Below are 18,863 nucleotides of genomic sequence, written 5' to 3'. Positions count from 1 at the left end.
ATCACTAACTAAATTCAATCAGACAAGTTACAAATTAATTCAGTTTTTCGACAACTCATTTTTATTCATTAACTTTGAATGAGTAAAAATTTATCAGTATAAAATAGAGTCAAATCATGCATCGGATAATTCTAACCAACCTGAATAAGGTCTTTCGATTTTACTATGATGGTTTCAGGGGAATGACCTATGGTAAAAAATTATGGATCATTATACTGATTAAGCTATTTGTGCTATTCTTTATCCTCAAATTGTTTTTTTTTAAAGATTTTTTAGATTCAAAGTTTGATACTGATCAAGAGAAAAGTAATTATGTAATTGAACAACTAACAAAATAATTTATCATGGAAAACATTGATTTGGGTTTGGTCGATTGGTCGAGGGCACAGTTTGCGCTAACCGCAATGTATCATTGGATTTTTGTACCATTAACGCTAGGTCTTGCCTTCATTATTGCCATCATGGAAACGATTTATGTGAGGACCGGCAAAGAGGAATGGAAAAAAATCACCCAATTTTGGATGAAATTATTCGGGATCAATTTTGCTATTGGCGTTGCCACCGGGATCATCCTTGAATTCGAATTTGGGACCAACTGGTCAAATTACTCCTGGTTTGTTGGTGACATTTTTGGCGCACCCCTCGCCATTGAAGGCATCATGGCCTTTTTTCTGGAGTCGACCTTTATTGCAGTAATGTTTTTTGGATGGAACAAAGTGAGTAAAAAATTCCACTTGCTGTCGTCCTGGCTGGTAGCCATTGGAGCTAACTTAAGTGCGCTTTGGATATTGGTTGCCAATGCCTGGATGCAAAACCCTGTAGGGATGCGGTTTAATCCGGATACTGCCCGAAACGAAATGGAAAACTTTTGGGAAGTATTGCTTTCTCCAACGGCCGTAAATAAATTCCTGCATACCGTAACCTCTGGTTATGTGTTGGCTGCTTTGTTCGTATTGGGTGTAAGTGCCTGGTTTTTGCTCAAAAAAAGGGAGCAAGTTTTTGCAAAAAAAAGCATGGTAGTTGCGGCCACTTTTGGTTTATGTTCAACCTTCTTTCTTGTATTAACCGGGGATGAGTCAGCAAGGCATATCGCAAAAATCCAACCTATGAAATTTGCAGCGATGGAAGCTTTATACGATGGTCAAACTAACGCTCCACTAGTTGCGATTGGGATTTTGGAACTTCCGCAGGACCCAAAGAATCCGCATCCCAGGGAGTTTGCCTATAAAATTGAAATCCCAAACATGCTGTCCTATCTGGCATTTTTATCCCCACGTGCTTTCGTTCCAGGGATCAATGATCTGGTGATGGGAAACCCTGAAGAAGGGATCATGTCGTATTACGAAAAAATACGACGGGGAAAACTGGCCATTCAAGCATTAAAAAATTACAAGAGTGCCCAGAAATCAGGTGATATTTCATTAGAAGAAGAGAGCCTTGCAGTTTTCGAAGCCAATTATCCTTATTTTGGGTATGGATATTACGATAATCCTGAAGATCTTATTCCAAGCGTTCCGATTTCATTTTATGCTTTTCATATCATGGTTATCCTTGGTGCACATTTCGGAATTCTGTTCACCTTGGTTTTGTTTTTCCTTTATAAGCGAAAACTGGAGAAAATGAAGTGGTTACTCTGGGTGACCATCCTTACGATACCACTTGCCTATATTGCAAGTGAAGCTGGTTGGGTTTTAGCAGAAGTTGGTCGTCAACCTTGGGTTATTCAAGATTTGATGCCTACTTTGTCGGCCGTAACACAAATTGATAAATCATCCGTCCAAATTACTTTTTGGCTCTTTGCAGTCATCTTTACTACCTTGTTGATTGCAGAAATTAAGATCATGCTTACACAAATAAAAAAAGGACCTAACGAAGGAGGACATTAAAATGTTTGAAAATTTATCATACTTAGCATTACAGCAATACTGGTGGATTATTATATCACTGTTGGCTGCCATTTTGGTTTTTCTGATGTTTGTTCAGGGAGGGCAAACCCTGATTTACACCTTGGGCAAAACGGAGATGGAACGCAAAATAATTATCAACGCGCTCGGGAGAAAATGGGAATTTACTTTTACGACGCTGGTTACTTTCGGAGGTGCATTTTTTGCTTCTTTCCCCTTATTTTATGCCACCAGTTTTGGCGGTGCCTATTGGGTTTGGATGCTGATTTTGTTCTGCTTTATCATTCAGGCAATTGCCTATGAGTTCAGGTCGAAACCCAATAATTTTCTGGGATCAAGAACCTATGAAACCTTTCTGTTTGTCAATGGACTACTTGGAACGATCCTGATCGGAACCGCTGTTGCGACTTTTTTTACAGGTTCCGAATTTTCAATAAACGACATGAATCAATCAACCTGGAGAAATTCATTTCGGGGGCTTGAATTGGCTTTTGATTTTACAAATTATAACACCTTCATTAATCTTTCATTGGGATTGGCCGTGTTTTTTCTGTCTCGCACCATGGCACTCTTGTATTTTATCAATACGGTTGCCCATGGAAATATCATTGAACGTGCCCGTAAACAACTGGTAAGAGAGGCGATTCCATTCGTAGTTTTCTTTTTGTTCTTTGTGGCTAATCTGTTATTAATGAAAGGATTTGCGGTTGACCCGGAAACTAAAATTGTTAGTATGGAATCATACAAATACCTGCACAACCTGCTTGAAATGCCCTGGTTATTTGCACTTTTCGCTATCGGTGTGATTTTGGTTTTGTTGGGGATTTACCGAACCATCACTTGTTTTGAAGTATGCCATGATAAAGGGATTTGGGCTACCGGGTTTGGTATTATTTTTACGGTCTTTTCCTTATTTTTGATGGCCGGTTTTAATCATACCGCTTTTTATCCTTCCACTTTCGATTTGCAAAGTTCGCTGACCATTGAAAATTCTTCATCAAGCCAATACACTTTAACAGCCATGAGTTATGTTTCTTTATTGGTTCCCTTTGTAATTGCCTATATTTGGTGGGCATGGAAAGCCATTAACAATAAAAAGATCACTGAAGATGAGATGAATGAAGGAGGACACTCTTATTAGAATGAATAATGATGAATGATGAATGATAAATGAAAAAGGATAAATGAAAAAGGATAAATGAAAAATTTTTTACAAATTCAATAAACATTTTAACATTAAAAAATAATCATTAGACATTAATCATTAATAAATAATCAATAACAAATAATCATTTAAAATGTATACTGCACAAATCATTTGGTTAATCATCTGGCCGGTATTTATTTACCTTAGCTATCGTTTGGTATTATATGCTTTGAAAAAATTTGAAAAGAAGATTGAGGATTGATGATGGTCAATTTTTGATTTTTGATTTTCGATTTTCGATTTAAATAATTTTTTTGGCTGTCGTATTACTATTTTAATTTTTTACTTACTTTAATAGTATAAATTTATACAACGTAAATTTACAGAAATACATGTTTGGCAGTGTTCGTAAAGCATATTTTATATAATAATTTGAAAATCAGTTCTTAAACAAAAGTTTAACGAGTGATAGGCTGCAAAATTGCTGCTTATTTAGTAGTTAGAACACACAAAATATTGAGATCGTCATTAGACAATAATTCAATCATAAAAAAGTATGAATATGAAAACTAAAATAGTGTTTGCTGCTTTGATAATAGTTCTATTCACATTTACTATCTCTAATGCTCAAGATTCAATCCATTCAAAAGTTCCTACACAAACAAAAGCAATAACTGAGAATTTGAGTAAGGACAACGGGAAAATTGGATTCTTTGAATTATGGTTAATCCCGATTTCGCAAATTATTACTATGCTATCTGTATCAGTTGGGATTATTATCGCGATATGTCAATACCGATTAAAAGTCCAAGAGGAAATCAGACTTTCAAAAAGTGCTCAAGCTGAAAATGATGTGAAACTTCTTAAACTATTTTCAGAAACATTTGACATTGCGCATAGCAGAAAAATCAATGTTTTGTCAGAAAAAGTTATAGAGAAATTATTTGATAAAGATATAATTGAGAAAAAAGACTTTGGTGATCTAAATAATCTTACTGATGTAACGAAAAAACTAGATATTGCTGCAAGAGTTTTACCAGTAGGTGCCGGATCTCAAGTAGCAGCAATTGCTGCAATAGGGTCTCTTGGATTGGCATATGAGGTTTTACAAGAACCAGCATTAAAAGGTTTGCTTAGTTTAAAGAGCCAAGGAATAAATGATCCTACAGAAGAGTATATAAGAAAAATTAAAGCAAAAATGAATGTTTAGAGTCGTGTTCTAACCCAGTTGGCTTGAGGCTATAAGTAAAAAGAAAGAAGTTCGGCTGAGGTTTTACCTCGGTCGTTCTATTTTTGTAGGCTTTGCCTATCTGGTGTCCGAAATTATGCAGGACTGGAATCATTAGTTGATTTATTTTTCTTAACTTTCGCTGGAAAACATATTTGATTTGTTACATACAGGCATAGCCTGTGTTAAATATTTCGACTGAGCTTAGAACCTCAGCCTAATAGGGGTATATTAATAATAACTCTAGAAATGCAAAAAGGTTTAGGACTATTAATTATTCTTGGAATAATTATATTTATTATCGTACAAATATTTCAATTTATTGCTGAAAATTGGATTGTAATATTCAGTAGTGTAATAATTGTAATAATAATAATTTCATTATTCAATTATTTCACAAACCAAGAAAATAAACGAGAATCTTATATAGAAAAACTAGAACAACTCCGACTTGATATTACTAATCAATATGAAAAGCAAAAGAGCCTAATAAGTAAATCAAAAGAAGCCAGAATAAGAAAAATAGAAGAACTAATAGAGAACTTAGATAGCAATAAAATTGATAATCATAATTTATATCTGGGTATCACAGAAAGAGCAACTATCTCTCAAAATGCAATAAATAAATTAGAAAATATACTTATTGAAAATGATATGGATAATATTAGTGTTTGGGATTTGTTTTATGACAAATCGGATTTCAAAGATATTAATCCAAGAATAATGATTGGAGAAGAGCTTTCTAAAGTAAATAATCTAAATAAGTTAGATTTTGTAGAAATTGATATTCCGACAAAATTAAATGATAAAAAAAATAATTCACTATCATTTGAGATTGAAGAAAAAAAGAATGAAGTTAATAAGAATTTAGAAGAATATTATGAAGTTTCCCTAAAAGAACTAAATCTAATAGAAAACATCTTAGAAAATAAAATCAGAGAAAAAGAAAAAAAATGGGAAAATAGCAAAGAAAGTTTTTATAATGATCAGAGAATAAAAAATTCGCAAATTGATAATTTAAAAATAGACTACCAGAAAAAAAGAAAACAAGCCATTGAAATATTTTGTTCTAAACTTTTACAAAACATTAATTATTATTCTGAATTCGAAAAATCAATTGAGATTGAATATAATGAAACCAATAAAATTTTAATTGTTGATTATTTACTTCCTTCAATTGAGAATTTCCCAACATTAAAAGAAATAAGATTCATTAAAACCAGAAATGAATATAAGGAAGTGGATTTTTCGCAAAAAGAACTTGAAAAACTTTTTGATGAAACTATTTATAGAATTATTTTAAACTCTATAAGTAAATTATTTATTAATGATAGTATTAATGAACTTGAATCTATAGTTTTCAATGGTTGGACAAATTCAATAAATAGAGCTATTGGGAAAACCATTAAAGCTTGCATTATTTCAGTTCATTGTAATAAAAATGAATTCTTAAATATAAACTTATCTGAAGTAGAACCTAAAATATGTTTTAAAAATTTAAAAGGAATCTCTGCCAGCAAAATAAGTAATTTAACCCCTATAAAACCTCTTTTAAGTATAGACAAACATGACAAACGTTTTGTATCCTCAAAAGAAGTAGAGATTAATTCATATACAAATATAGCAGCCATGCATTGGGAAGATTTTGAACATTTAATTAGAGAAATATTTGAAAGAGAATTTAGTAATAATGGAGGTGAAGTTAAGGTTACACAAACAAGTAGAGATGGAGGAGTTGATGCTGTTGCTTTTGACCCAGATCCAATAAAAGGGGGTAAAATTGTTATCCAAGCTAAAAGGTATACAAATATTGTGGGAGTTTCTGCTGTTAGAGATTTGTACGGGACAGTTCTAAATGAAGGTGCATCTAAAGGTATATTAGTTACTACTTCTGACTTTGGGTCTGATTCATATGAATTTGCAAAAAACAAACCTCTCACTTTGATTAACGGAGGGAATTTATTGTATTTACTTGAGAAACATGGTCATAAAGCTAGAATTAATATTAATGAAGCTGAAGAAGAACAAAAGCAAGCAAAACCCTAGCCCAGTTGGCTTGAGGCTATAAGTAAAAAGAAAGAAGTTCGCCTGAGGTTAGAACCTCAGCCTAACAGGGAAAACTAATTTTAAATCATCGAAATAACAATAGAGCAACTTGTCTGCGGTAGGCAGATGAAGCAATCGAACAATTTTATATCTTGTAAACAAATTAAATGAAAACAGAACAAAGCCCATGCACCTATTTTATTGTTCAGATATTACAACCGGAAACTATACCCTTAATGAAGAGGAATCGAAACACTGCATCCGTGTTTTACGCTTAAAGATTGGGGATATCATTTATCTTACCGATGGAAATGGGAATTTGCATAAAACGGAATTGGTTGATGATCATCCAAAAAGAAGTACCGTAAAAATTCTGGAAACAAAGAAGGAATATGGTAAAAGGTTCTTTTCGGTTCACATGGCTGTTGCGCCTACTAAAAGCATTGACCGTTACGAATGGTTTTTAGAAAAAGCTACGGAAATAGGAATAGACCGTATCACTCCAATTATTTGTGAACATTCTGAAAGAAAAGAAGTGAAAATAAACCGATTAGAAAAGGTAATAATTTCGGCACTCAAACAATCCTTAAAAGCATATCTTCCGAAACTTTCAGAAACAGTAAAATTCAATCATTTCATCAATCAGCCATTTGAAGGACAAAAGTTTATTGCCTACTGCGAAGGCAAACCACAGTTATTAAAAAAATTATATACACCCAAAACGGATGTTTTAATTTTAATCGGGCCCGAAGGGGATTTCAGTCCGGATGAAGTTGAACAAGCCATTAAAAAAGGATTCATTCCCGTAAGCTTAGGCAGCAGCCGTTTACGAACCGAAACGGCTGCCATTGCTGCCTGTCATGCCATCAATCTTTTGAATGACGAATAAATAACAGATTAAATCAAGGTAAAATCGGTATGATTGATTAAGCTGGTATAAATCCCATTATTCAGCATTCTACATTCTACATTCAACATTCAGCATTCAACAATAATCATTTATCATTTGGTATTGGGTATTCTAAATTGTTTTAAGTCCAATTTACTAAAACTTCAGGTTTTAATTACATTACCTTTTGAAACAGGTGTTGTATTGTTTTGCTTCCTGATTTCAGGCTTCTTAAGAATAATTGAGTCGCGTGAATTCCTAAATTGTTCAAAGTACTCCATCATCTCCTCCTGATGCTGCTTCATCATTTCCTGCATCTTTTCAAAGCCTGAATTCCCCAAAAATGGAAATGTTCCGAAGTGATCATAAATTCTAGGGCTTAAGGAGTCTGAGCGATTTTCAAAAAAATCATCATTGAAAAAATCTCCGAAATCAAAACCGGAAAGAATAGAATCCCTATGGGATAAGAAATCATGATCAAAGAAATCATTTCCGAAAATATCATTTTTGAAAAAGTCCTTCAAATGACCATTCATTTTGAATTCATTAAAAATTGAATCCATTAATTCCTGACTCATATTTTCACCATGCCATGAATAGCTGTAAGTAGAATCGAAACGAATGACATTGCCTTTATCATCCTTTTCTTTATTTACTTTTATTTCAATTTTTGGGTTATTTTCCTTTTTCTCTTGTGCCATTAGAGCATTTGCCGATAAAAAGACCAAAGCAGGTATCAGGATAAAAACCCAACTAAAATTTTTGTGAGTTTGCATACCAATAAATTTTTGAATTAAAATTCAAAATTAAAATGGCATTTTCCCGATTTCAAGTGTTTTAAGAATTTTTAACTTTCCTTCATCAAACCCTAAATCGCAAAATAATCTTCAAGCACTTTCAACGTATCGCTATTGGTTTGAATATCGTGTGCAATTTCACCTTCATGCAATACAACGATACGCTCGCAAACTTCTGTTACATGGTTCAGATCATGGCTTGAAATTAGCATGGTTACATTCTTGTCTTTTTGTAATTCTTTGAGAAGATTTTTCAAGCGAATTTGGGTGGTCGGGTCAAGACTATTGAAAGGTTCATCCAGTATCAGCACACTTGGTTTGGCCATTAAAGCAGCAGCAATTCCAACCTTTTTTTGGTTTCCGCTCGAAAGGTCGCGGATATACTTTTTCTTACCTAAAATTTCTCCGCTAAAAAACTCTTTAAAAGATGCATGAAATTCATCCAGATCACCTTTCGAAAGGCCATTAATATTGGCCAGGAATTGAAAATATTCGTCCGGGGTAAGAAAATCGATCAGGAAACCTTCATCAAGGTAAGAACCGGTATGGGATTTCCATTTTGCTGACTTTGCAACATTCTCACCACTTGAAAGCACCTCTCCTGTATTCGGTCTGATTAAATCTAAAAGGCAACGAAAAAGAGTTGTTTTTCCTGCTCCGTTATTCCCAACCAAGCCAAAGCTCTCACCTTTTTTAATGGTCAATTCGGGTACATTCAGAACGGTAACACCGTTATATACTTTTGTTATTTTAGTTATTTCAATCATAATAAATAATTTTTACTAACGTTTCCGAAATCCTTCGGCCATTTTATATTTTCTATTTAAAAATTGTTTCACGAGTTTATCGATAATCGTCTTGTTAAAGAGCAATCCCAGAATTCCGCCCAATCCTATAATTGCCAGTCCGACATAGGGTAATCCGAGAGAACTGAAAAGCCAGAATATCAATACAGGAACCAAGATGGCCGGAATCATTGATAGCCAATTGGAGGCTCCCATCCCCTGATAATTAAATGCCGCACCTTTGCTAAGATCCATCCGGTTGGAATTGAACGTAGCCAGATAAAGCAAGGCAAAGCTAAGAGTACCAATGTTGTACAAATACATCACGAAATGGAACAATAAAATTTTAGCTCCGAAATAAACATAGGGAATGGTTAGCACAAAACAGGCCGAACTGATTAAAAGTGCAACCATAAATTTCATTCTGAAATAACGGCGCATATCAATGTCATGAGTCAGAATGGCATCGAAATAATTGCTTTCGTAAGTAAAAGCAAAATTCAAATAATTGTACATTAATCCTCCGGTTATGAACCATCCCAGAAAGATTTTAAAACCATCCTGATCGTACATTTCAGGTTGGGTATAAAAAATCAATCCATAAAAAAGAAATATGGGGGTCATATAAAGAATTGATTTTGTTCGCTTGTGTCTTAAAAACAATTTTATCTCAACCCCGACTATATCACCAATTTGGCCTAATTTTTTTAAATATTTAATGTCGGAAACAGCATCAACCTCCTTTGCCTTGCCAACCCTTAGCTCTTCGGGATACATCCGCCCGCGCAGATAATTATAATTAAGACGGTAAAGAAGAATTAAGAGAAGGATTGGAACTACCACTGCAATCGGCTGATTTATGATTTGATCAAAAATATTTGCAGAAAAACCTGAAAGAGAAATGATCTCAAATCGATCTCCAATCAATAAAGCAAGAATGAAGAGCCCAAAAAACCCCACAACTTTAGCATTCCCAACCAATTGTCTTTTCATGTATAATAAGAGGAAATTATTCGAAAGCATCAGAAAAAATACTGACAAAATCCATGCAAACGCAATGGTGGAGTCATGATTAGCTGCCACTTGAAAAATTGCGATAGGAATAAATACCAATAATGGCAAATAATTAAAAATGCTTAGTAAGGATTTTGATAACAGATAATGCAGAATGCTGGATTTCTTAACCGGCAAATGCAAGTAGGACTGAACAGACATTATAGGCAAATTTTGCATAAAAAACCGGATGATCAGATCAAATGCAAAATAATAAAGCAAAATGCTGTTGAATTTTGATACCGGATCATCATTCGGAAAAAGTGTATGCCACTTATCGCCCAAATATAATCCTGCTACCAGAAACTCCAGAAACAAAAGCAAAACAATTAATCCTAGAAAAATGTTTACCACAATATTTTTCTGAAAAATGGTGGATCGGGTTGCTTGTTTCCATTGATGATCAATAAAACTTTTTATAAGCATAAATTTGAATTATTTATAATATGATGATTTGGAATTCTAAATAGTATTAGAATCAAAAAAGAATATTTTATTACAAAAACCTTATTTTAATTTCGGATTATTTGCGTGGCGAAATTTATCTCTTTTTGTTTTTTTATCCAAATTAATTTTCAGGGCTTCGGTAAGATCAACGCCTGTTTGATTGGCCAAACATATCAACACAAACAATACATCGGCAAATTCATTTGCCAGATCTATTTCACCTTCTTCATTTTTGAATGATTGTTCTCCGTATTTTCGGGCAATAATGCGGGCTACTTCCCCAACCTCTTCTGTAAGGATTGCCATATTGGTCAGTTCATTAAAATACCTGACTCCGTTTTCTTTGATCCAATCATCAACGGTTTGTTGTGCTTCTTGAATAGTCATTGGTTGTATGATTTAATTAAACCAAAAATAGGGAAAAGTCCCGCTAAATTATTAGTACTTTTGTTTTTAATTTAGAAGTACTTAAAGTGAGCTAAATTTTGAAGTGCCTAAAGTTATATAAATGAATAACTTGAAGTATTTTAGGCACTCCAAACTCTAGGCACTTGCTAGCAAAGAAGAATCAGGTATCCACATTAGAATCTTAACACCTTGGAAAATAAAAGCGATAAATACACAATGATTGCCACAACCTTTTTTGGTCTGGAGTCGATTTTAGCCGATGAGTTAACAGCTATTGGTGCCACTAAAGTTGAACCTATTAACCGGGCCGTGAGCTTTGAAGGCAACAAATCAACCATGTACAAAGCCAATTATCTGTGTTATACCGCCATCAGAATTTTAAAGCCTATTGCTTCGTTTACCTGTGCTGACGAAAATGAATTGTACGATCAATTACTTAAAATCGAATGGTGGAATTACATGGATGTTGACCAAACACTGGCTATTCATGCAGTTGTAAGCAATTCGGTTATTACTCATTCAAAATTCGCGGCATTAAAAAGCAAGGATGCGGTAGTTGATGCTTTCCGAAATAAATATGGCCGCAGACCCAATGTTGATGTCGACAACCCTGACTTACAAATTAACATTCACATTTTCAGGGAAAATTGCTCGGTTTCACTTGATAGTTCCGGAAGTTCATTACACAAAAGAGGGTATCGCGGACAAGTGGATAAAGCTCCTTTAAATGAAGTGCTTGCTGCCGGTTTGGTCAAACTCAGTGAGTGGAACGGCCAAACCGATTTGATCGACCCCATGTGCGGATCGGGGACTTTGCTTATAGAAGCAGCCATGCAAGCCTATGGAATTCCTGCCGGATTTTATCGCAAAGATTTTGGATTTATGTATTGGAATGATTTCGACAAAGATTTATGGGAAGAGATTTGTAAGGAAGCCCTTCTAAACCAAAAAGATTTTAATCATCAAATTATAGGAATCGATCATTCATTTAAAGCAATTTCCATTGCAAAAGAAAACTTAATATCTGCCCGATTTCATAAAGATATTGAACTAAGGCATACTTCCTTCGAGGAACTCCCGACACCATTTAAAAATGGTACTTTGATCACCAATCCACCTTATGGTGACCGGCTTGAAGAAAGCGATATCATTGGCTTATATAAAATGATTGGAGACCAGCTTAAAACAAAATATGCCGGATTTAAAGCCTGGGTATTGAGTGGGAATTTAGATGCTTTAAAATTTGTCGGACTTCGGCCTTCAAAAAAAATCATTGTTTTCAATGGCCCGATCGAATGCCGTTTTGCCAAATTCGAAGTTTATGAAGGCAGCCGGAAATTTTCGAAATCGGATCAAAACCCAGATCGGAAGAAATAATTTTCAGTATTCCAGAACTCTATTAATATGTTCTTGGCTCTGTTTTTTGTCATTCCTGCGAATGCAGGAATCTTTCTTTTGAGCATTTTTAGATTCCGGTATTTTGCTTTTGCAAAAACCGGAATGACATTTTAATTTTCAACCAAATCCATTATCTAAATCAAACATTACGATTAAAAAAACCTTAAATTTGACTCAACTCAAAAAGCGAATATGTTACCTATCAAAAAAATTGGCGTTTTTACCTCGGGTGGTGATTCACCGGGAATGAATGCTGCTATCCGGGCTATTGTTCGGACCGCCATTTCCAATGATTTGGAAGTTGTTGGAATTCTCAATGGATATGACGGAATGATCAACGGAGATTTTAAAAAACTTGAAACCACAGATGTGTCAAATATCATCCAGCGTGGTGGAACCATTTTAAAAACGGCCCGAAGTGAAGAATTTAGAACTAAAGAAGGTCGACAAAAAGCCTTTCTGGCACTGAAGAAAGAAAATATTGATGCCGTTGTTGCTATTGGTGGCGATGGTACCTTTACCGGTGCTTGCATCTTTGAAGAAGAATTTGGATTTCCGATGATCGGCCTGCCGGGCACCATTGACAATGATTTATATGGATCGGATTTTACCATTGGTTTTGATACAGCCATTAACACTGTAGTTGAAGCGGTAGACAAAATCCGGGATACAGCTACATCCCATGACCGACTTTTCATCATTGAAGTAATGGGCCGCGATGCTGGATTTATAGCGTTGCATAGCGGTATTGCATGCGGGGCGGAAGACATCCTGATCCCGGAAACCAAAACCTATTACAATTCACTGCTTCAGAAATTAAAACATGATTGGCGCCGAAACAAAAAAACAGGCATTATTATCGTAGCCGAAGGTGACGACTCCGGAGGCGCCTATGAAGTAGCCAAACACATTGAAAATAATTTTCCTGAATTTAAAACAAGGGTAACCATTTTAGGACATATCCAACGAGGGGGATCGCCAAGTTGCAACGACCGCTTACTGGCAAGCAAACTGGGCTATGAAGCGGTTATTGCTTTATTGAAAGGGAAACGTGGAATGATGGTTGGTATCGTAAACAATAAAACTGCATTTACCTTATTTTCAAAAGCCATTAAACATCATCAAACAATTAATAAACACTTACTCGAAATGGCTCGGGTACTTTCAAATTAAATTTTTATGGAATTAAACTTAAACTTTGTAAGAAAACAATTTCCTGCTCTAAGTGGCGAATGGACTTATTTTGATAATGCCGGAGGTTCGCAAACCGTTAAATCGGTTGTCGATCGGATCAGCGAATATCTATTAACTTCAGATGTTCAGCTTGGGGCCAGTTATGAAATTTCGGAAACTGCCGGTAAACGGGTAAGGGAAGGATATCGATTCGTTGCAGATTTGATTAATGCACGTGACGTATCAGAAGTGATATTCGGTTCTTCAACTACTATGCTTTTAAGGCAACTGACCTCCGGTTTCGTTCAAACCCTCAGCCCGGGTGATGAAATTATTGTAACCAATTGCGATCATGAAGCAAATGTTGGAGGATGGTATAACCTTCAAAAACAAGGCATTGTGATCAAGTTTTGGGAAATAAACCAGACAAGTTTAGAAATGGATCTTGATGATCTGAAAAAACTTTTGACCCCAAAAACCCGATTGGTTTCCTTAACGCATGCTTCTAATATTTTAGGAACGATAAACCCGATCAAAGAAATCGCCAAAATTGTTCATCAAAACAATAGTTACCTTTGTGTCGATTCAGTGGCTTATATGCCTCATCGTATGCCTGATGTTCAGGATTTGGATGTGGATTTTTATGTTTTTTCTTTTTACAAAGTTTATGGACCTCATTATTCTGCACTCTACGGACGAAAAGAAATTCTTGAGAAATTGCCCAACATCAATCACTTTTTTATTCAGGAAGATGACATCCCATATAAACTGCAACCCGGAAGTGCCAATTATGAGTTAAGCTATGGTTATTTAGGATACAGGGATTATTTAGGTGCTTTGGTGAAAGCACATTTCCCTGAAATTAAAGATCAATATACAAGGGAATCTTTCAAAAAAATATATACCCTTTTTGCCACTCACGAAGCAGAATTAACCCAACGATTATTGGATTTTTTAAATAAAAAGAAAAATGTAAGGATTATTGGTCGCCCAGATGCCAATCCGGATAAACGGGTTTCTACTGTTTCATTCGTGATTAAAAGTGTTGTAAGTAGCACCATCACAAAAAAGGTGGACGATTATAAAATTGGAATTCGCCATGGTGATTTCTATGCAAGACGATTAATGGATGCGCTTGATTACAGTAAAACAGATGGCGTAATCAGGGTAAGTATGGTTCACTACAACACCCTCGAAGAAGTTGATCGCTTGATAGCAGTTTTGGATCGATTATTTTAAAGATTAATGGATAGGATCACGATCTTTGCCCAGGTTTTGCTGCCTTTGCCGGTTCCCGGTTATTTTACTTACCGGGTTCCGTACGAGATGAATGAAGCAGTGAAAGTCGGGCAAAGGGTGATCGTGCAATTCGGAAGGAAGAAAATTTACACGGCACTGATACGCGAGCTTAACCAAACCGCGCCTGATTATGCACCTAAATATATTTCTGCCATTTTAGATGAGTTTCCGATTGTCACAGAAAAACAATTTTGTTTTTGGGAATGGATAGCAACCTATTATATGTGCACGGTTGGAGAAGTGATGAACGCCGCCTTACCTCAGGGTTTAAAACTGATCAGCGAATCTCAGATCATTTTACACCCTTCATTTATTCCCGACCAAATCGTTTTAAATGAAAATGAATTCATCATTACCGAGGCCCTTCTTGCCAGAAAAAAAATTACGATTTCGGAGGTTACCCAATTAACCGGCTTACAAAAAACCATCCCGCTCCTCAAAACAATGATCGATAAAAACCTCATCATTGTGGTGGAGGAATTAAATGAAGAATTTCTTCCAAAACTCATCACCTATATCAGGATTACAAAGGAATATTCAGAAGATGAACTGAAGCTTCGGGAAGCATTTGAAACACTCAGTAAGAGAGCTTTTAAACAAGTTCAGTTACTCATGTCTTTAATCAATCTTTCCCAAAATAGAGGAAAGGGTAAGGAAGAAGTCAAGCAAAGCGAATTACTTAAAAGTGTGGATGCCTCGGTCGCCCAACTCAATGCTTTGGTTGAAAAAGGGATCCTCCAAAAATATCAGAAATTAAGCAGTCGCCTTCTGTCTACTGATGCCACAAATAAGATTTCATCTATTGAACTTAGCGAATCTCAATGCACGGCATTCGATCAAATTAATACAATTTTTGAAGAAAAAGACGTGGTTTTGCTTCATGGCGTAACCTCTAGCGGTAAGACTGAAATTTACATCAAACTCATTGACGAGACCATAAAAAAAGGAAAACAGGTTCTTTATCTTTTACCCGAAATTGCTTTAACAACGCAAATAATCACCCGACTTCAAAAGTATTTTGGGGCAGCGGTTGGGGTTTATCATTCGCGGTACAATAAACACGAAAGGGTTGAAATCTGGAATAAAGTCACCCAAAAATCAGGTATTGAAGAGCCGCCTTACAAAATTATTATCGGCCCACGTTCGGCCCTCTTTTTACCTTTCGAGAATTTAGGGCTCATCATTGTAGATGAAGAACATGATAATTCATACAAACAATTTGATCCGGCTCCAAGATACAATGCCCGCGACTCAGCCATTTATCTTGGCGGTTTGCATTCTGCAAAAACCTTGTTGGGTTCTGCCACACCAAGTATCGAAACTTATTATAATGCAAGCCATCAAAAATATGGATTGGTCGAATTGAATGATCGATACGGAAACATCAGTATGCCCGAAATATTGGTTGCTGATATTAAGGATGCGACGAAGAAGAAACAAATGCATTCTCATTTTTCGTCTTTCCTTTTAAAGCATATTGATGAAGCATTGGAAAATAAAGAACAGGTTATTTTGTTCCAAAACCGCCGCGGTTTTTCATTGCGACTGGAATGCGATGTCTGTAATTGGATTCCGGAATGTATTCGATGTGATGTGACATTGACTTACCACAAACACAGTGATCATTTACGTTGTCATTATTGCGGTTATTCAACAAAAATACCCGAGAAATGCCCCAATTGCGGGAATCCTAAAGTGCTCATGAAAGGGTTTGGTACGGAGAAAGTTGAGGAAGAGCTTGCCCTTTTGTATCCGAAAATCCGCATCATGCGAATGGATCTCGATACAACCCGATCAAAATATGCATATCAGAAAATTATTACAGATTTTGAAAATAACGCCATTGATATTTTGGTAGGCACCCAAATGGTGACCAAAGGTTTGGACTTCGACAATGTGAGCGTAGTTGGTATTTTGAACGCGGACAATATGTTAAGCTATCCCGATTTTCGTTCTCCGGAAAGAAGTTACCAAATGATGGCCCAGGTAAGTGGAAGGGCAGGTAGAAAGAACAAACGCGGGAAAGTGATCATTCAAACTTATAATCCTTACCATTCGGTGATCAGGGATGTGATCGATAATAATTACGCAAAAACCTATAAGGACATTATTCAGGAACGGATTAATTTCAAATATCCGCCCTTTTACCGGCTGATTGAAATTCGTTTAAAACACAAAGATTATAATATTTTAAACGCTGCTTCTGCCGAACTTGCAAATAAATTAAGGGCACACTTTGGTGAGCTGGTTTTGGGCCCTGAATATCCAATGGTTTCCAGAATTAAAAATTTATACATCAAACATATTCTGCTGAAAACAGAAAAAACCAATGCACTGGGTAAAGCAAAGCTGGAACTAAAGGAAATACTTGATCAATTCAATAAAAACAGAAAGTTTACTGGGGTTTCTATGATCATTGATGTTGACCCACAATAATTAAAATATGGAAGAATATACCTTCAAACTGGAAATGGATGTACGCGATTACGAATGCGATATGCAGGGAATTGTGAACAATTCGGTTTACCAAAACTATCTCGAACATACCCGTCATCAATACCTCAAAGCAATTAATTTGGATTTTGCCGACCTGACTGCCAGAGGGATTAATTTGGTTGTAAAAAGAATTGAAATTGATTATCAATTTTCATTAAGAAGCGGCGATAAATTTGTGGTAGATGTAAAAATAGAACGACTCTCGCCACTTCGATTTGGATTCAGACAAAGCATTTACCGATTACCAGATCAAAAATTGATTGTTAATGCTTTGGTTATTGGAACCTCTATTAATGAAAAGGGACGCCCTTTTTTACCGGATGAGTTGGTTAAGGTTTTTGGGATTGAATAATTAAAACTTTGGGGCTTAAAATAAAATCATAAACCCTATACATTATATCCAAATTTGACATATATTGTACTGTAAACATGTACAAATAACATAGTTGTGCGTCATGCAAGACAGCATTACTGACAGACTTGAAACTAAAATGAAAAAATAATATAAATGGACTCAGATTTATTTTCATTTCCAATTGGTTATCATTATTTTCATAAAAAGCAGTTATATAATTTCCAGCTTAACCGATGGCACTCATTAGGGTATTTGTCGCACGACGACTTAAAAACAGCAGCTCAAAAAATTCGGAAATTTAGTGACTGGAAATCTGTAATGTTGGAGCAAGCAGAAAGCAAACTGGGTTCTGGGAAAAACATTGAAGCCTCATTCTTTTATCGTGCTGCTGAATTTTACACTCTATACGGACAGGAAGATAAAGAATTGCTTTATGATAAGTTCATAGATTTGTTTTATTCAAATATGCCATTAGAGGGAGTGCATGTAGAAAAAGTGCCTTATAACGAATCATTCCTTCATGTATTGAGAATGCCTAACAAGTCTGAAATAAAAAAAGGAACCATTCTTATTCACTTCGGTTTTGACTCATTTATTGAGGAATTTTATTCAGTAGCATGGTATTTCGCAATAAAAGGCTATGAAGTTATAGCATTCGATGGGCCAGGACAAGGAAAAACTGTTAAGAAATTTAATATTCCATTCGACTTTGAATGGGAAAAACCAGTTAAGACAATTTTGGATTATTTTAGAATTACAGAAGCTGCTTTGCTGGGAATGTCTCTTGGCGGCTGGCTTTGTTTAAGGGCTGCAGCTTTTGAACCTCGAATTTATTGGGTAATTTCTACAGGTGGAGCGTATGATAATTATAAAATTCCGCCTGCAATAGCCCGTTGGATGATGGATTTCTTCAAAAAATACATGAGAGAGGGTTCTAACAAAGTTGCTTTGAAAGGAATTAAAAAGGGAGGAATGGAAGCATGGAGAAATAGCAATATCATGTACATTACCAAAATTAACGTTCCAATGGATGCCTTTGAATACGCATGGCAGATGAATAGTAAAAATTTGCATGCTGATAAAATTACTCAAGACGTGATGGTAATTACAGGTAAGGATGACCATTTTATTCCATATAAGCTGCATGCACCTTTGATTAAATCATTGACAAATGCTAAATCTGTGACGGATATTGTATTTACTAAAAAAGACCATGCCAGTAATCATTGCTCGATAGGAAATATTAAACTGAGCCTTGACACAATGATTAATTGGCTTGATAAAAAATAATGCACGAACGCACAATCGAGTAGGCTGCCCCACCAGCGTTAGCTGATGGGGAGAACCTCTCACACCACTGTACGTACGGGTCTCGTATACAGCGGTTCATTAAGATGTGGGGCAATCTTTACGTAGTAAGTAAGCAAAGCCTCGTAAC

16 protein-coding genes are annotated in these 18,863 nt (G+C 35.5%); 12 read left to right on the top strand and 4 right to left on the bottom strand.

The genetic code is table 11. The features are described 5' to 3' along the window. Positions 1-116: 116 nt before the first annotated feature. The 6 genes from KKG99_00240 (at position 117) to KKG99_00215 (ending at position 7,214) form a co-directional block, all read left to right on the top strand. On the top strand, positions 117-338 hold the full coding sequence (locus KKG99_00240) for a DUF4492 domain-containing protein (protein ID MBU1011404.1): 222 nt from the start codon (positions 117-119) through the stop codon (positions 336-338). Positions 339-344: 6 nt separating this feature from the next. Next, positions 345-1,886, top strand: a complete 1,542-nt coding sequence (locus KKG99_00235) for a cytochrome ubiquinol oxidase subunit I (protein MBU1011403.1) — start codon at positions 345-347, stop codon at positions 1,884-1,886. Position 1,887: 1 nt separating this feature from the next. Next, entirely contained in the window at positions 1,888-3,045 is a 1,158-nt protein-coding gene (gene cydB / locus KKG99_00230) for a cytochrome d ubiquinol oxidase subunit II (protein ID MBU1011402.1), read from the top strand. Positions 3,046-3,613: 568 nt separating this feature from the next. After that, positions 3,614-4,261 (top strand): hypothetical protein, encoded by a 648-nt coding sequence (locus KKG99_00225; protein ID MBU1011401.1) that lies wholly within the window; start codon positions 3,614-3,616, stop codon positions 4,259-4,261. A 267-nt stretch (positions 4,262-4,528) separates the two neighbouring features. Next, positions 4,529-6,325 carry a restriction endonuclease gene (locus KKG99_00220; protein MBU1011400.1) on the top strand — a complete coding sequence of 599 codons (1,797 nt, stop codon included), beginning with the start codon at positions 4,529-4,531 and terminating at the stop codon, positions 6,323-6,325. Between the two features lie 187 nt (positions 6,326-6,512). Further along, positions 6,513-7,214 (top strand): 16S rRNA (uracil(1498)-N(3))-methyltransferase, encoded by a 702-nt coding sequence (locus tag KKG99_00215; protein MBU1011399.1) that lies wholly within the window; start codon positions 6,513-6,515, stop codon positions 7,212-7,214. Positions 7,215-7,378: 164 nt separating this feature from the next. On the opposite strand, the gene KKG99_00210 is transcribed toward KKG99_00215, so the two are convergent. The 4 genes from KKG99_00210 to KKG99_00195 all read right to left on the bottom strand — a co-directional run bounded on the left by KKG99_00210 (position 7,379) and on the right by KKG99_00195 (position 10,683). Next, positions 7,379-7,990, bottom strand: coding sequence for a hypothetical protein (locus KKG99_00210; GenBank protein MBU1011398.1), 612 nt, complete (start codon positions 7,988-7,990; stop codon positions 7,379-7,381). A gap of 92 nt (positions 7,991-8,082) precedes the next feature. Next, entirely contained in the window at positions 8,083-8,778 is a 696-nt protein-coding gene (locus KKG99_00205; GenBank protein MBU1011397.1) for an ABC transporter ATP-binding protein, read from the bottom strand. 15 nt (positions 8,779-8,793) lie between these two features. Continuing rightward, positions 8,794-10,275, bottom strand: coding sequence for a hypothetical protein (locus KKG99_00200; GenBank protein MBU1011396.1), 1,482 nt, complete (start codon positions 10,273-10,275; stop codon positions 8,794-8,796). Between the two features lie 81 nt (positions 10,276-10,356). Beyond that, entirely contained in the window at positions 10,357-10,683 is a 327-nt protein-coding gene (locus KKG99_00195) for a nucleotide pyrophosphohydrolase (protein ID MBU1011395.1), read from the bottom strand. Between the two features lie 210 nt (positions 10,684-10,893). Between KKG99_00195 and KKG99_00190 the strand changes: the two genes are divergently transcribed. The 6 genes from KKG99_00190 (at position 10,894) to KKG99_00165 (ending at position 18,715) form a co-directional block, all read left to right on the top strand. Next, a complete protein-coding gene (locus KKG99_00190; GenBank protein ID MBU1011394.1) occupies positions 10,894-12,081 on the top strand; it encodes a class I SAM-dependent RNA methyltransferase in 1,188 nt (395 codons plus the stop codon). A gap of 213 nt (positions 12,082-12,294) precedes the next feature. Next, complete coding sequence (gene pfkA / locus KKG99_00185; GenBank protein MBU1011393.1) at positions 12,295-13,275, top strand: 6-phosphofructokinase; 981 nt, start codon at positions 12,295-12,297, stop codon at positions 13,273-13,275. Between the two features lie 6 nt (positions 13,276-13,281). After that, positions 13,282-14,514, top strand: coding sequence for a cysteine desulfurase-like protein (locus KKG99_00180; GenBank protein ID MBU1011392.1), 1,233 nt, complete (start codon positions 13,282-13,284; stop codon positions 14,512-14,514). 6 nt (positions 14,515-14,520) lie between these two features. Next, on the top strand, positions 14,521-17,010 hold the full coding sequence (priA, locus tag KKG99_00175) for a primosomal protein N' (GenBank protein MBU1011391.1): 2,490 nt from the start codon (positions 14,521-14,523) through the stop codon (positions 17,008-17,010). Positions 17,011-17,017: 7 nt separating this feature from the next. Next, entirely contained in the window at positions 17,018-17,422 is a 405-nt protein-coding gene (locus KKG99_00170) for an acyl-CoA thioesterase (protein ID MBU1011390.1), read from the top strand. 156 nt (positions 17,423-17,578) lie between these two features. Beyond that, a complete protein-coding gene (locus KKG99_00165) occupies positions 17,579-18,715 on the top strand; it encodes an alpha/beta hydrolase (protein ID MBU1011389.1) in 1,137 nt (378 codons plus the stop codon). The last annotated feature ends 148 nt before the right edge of the window (positions 18,716-18,863 follow it).

The organism is Bacteroidota bacterium (genome assembly GCA_018816945.1).
Taxonomy (GTDB): domain Bacteria; phylum Bacteroidota; class Bacteroidia; order Bacteroidales.
This window is presented reverse-complemented; position numbering and strand designations above follow the sequence as displayed.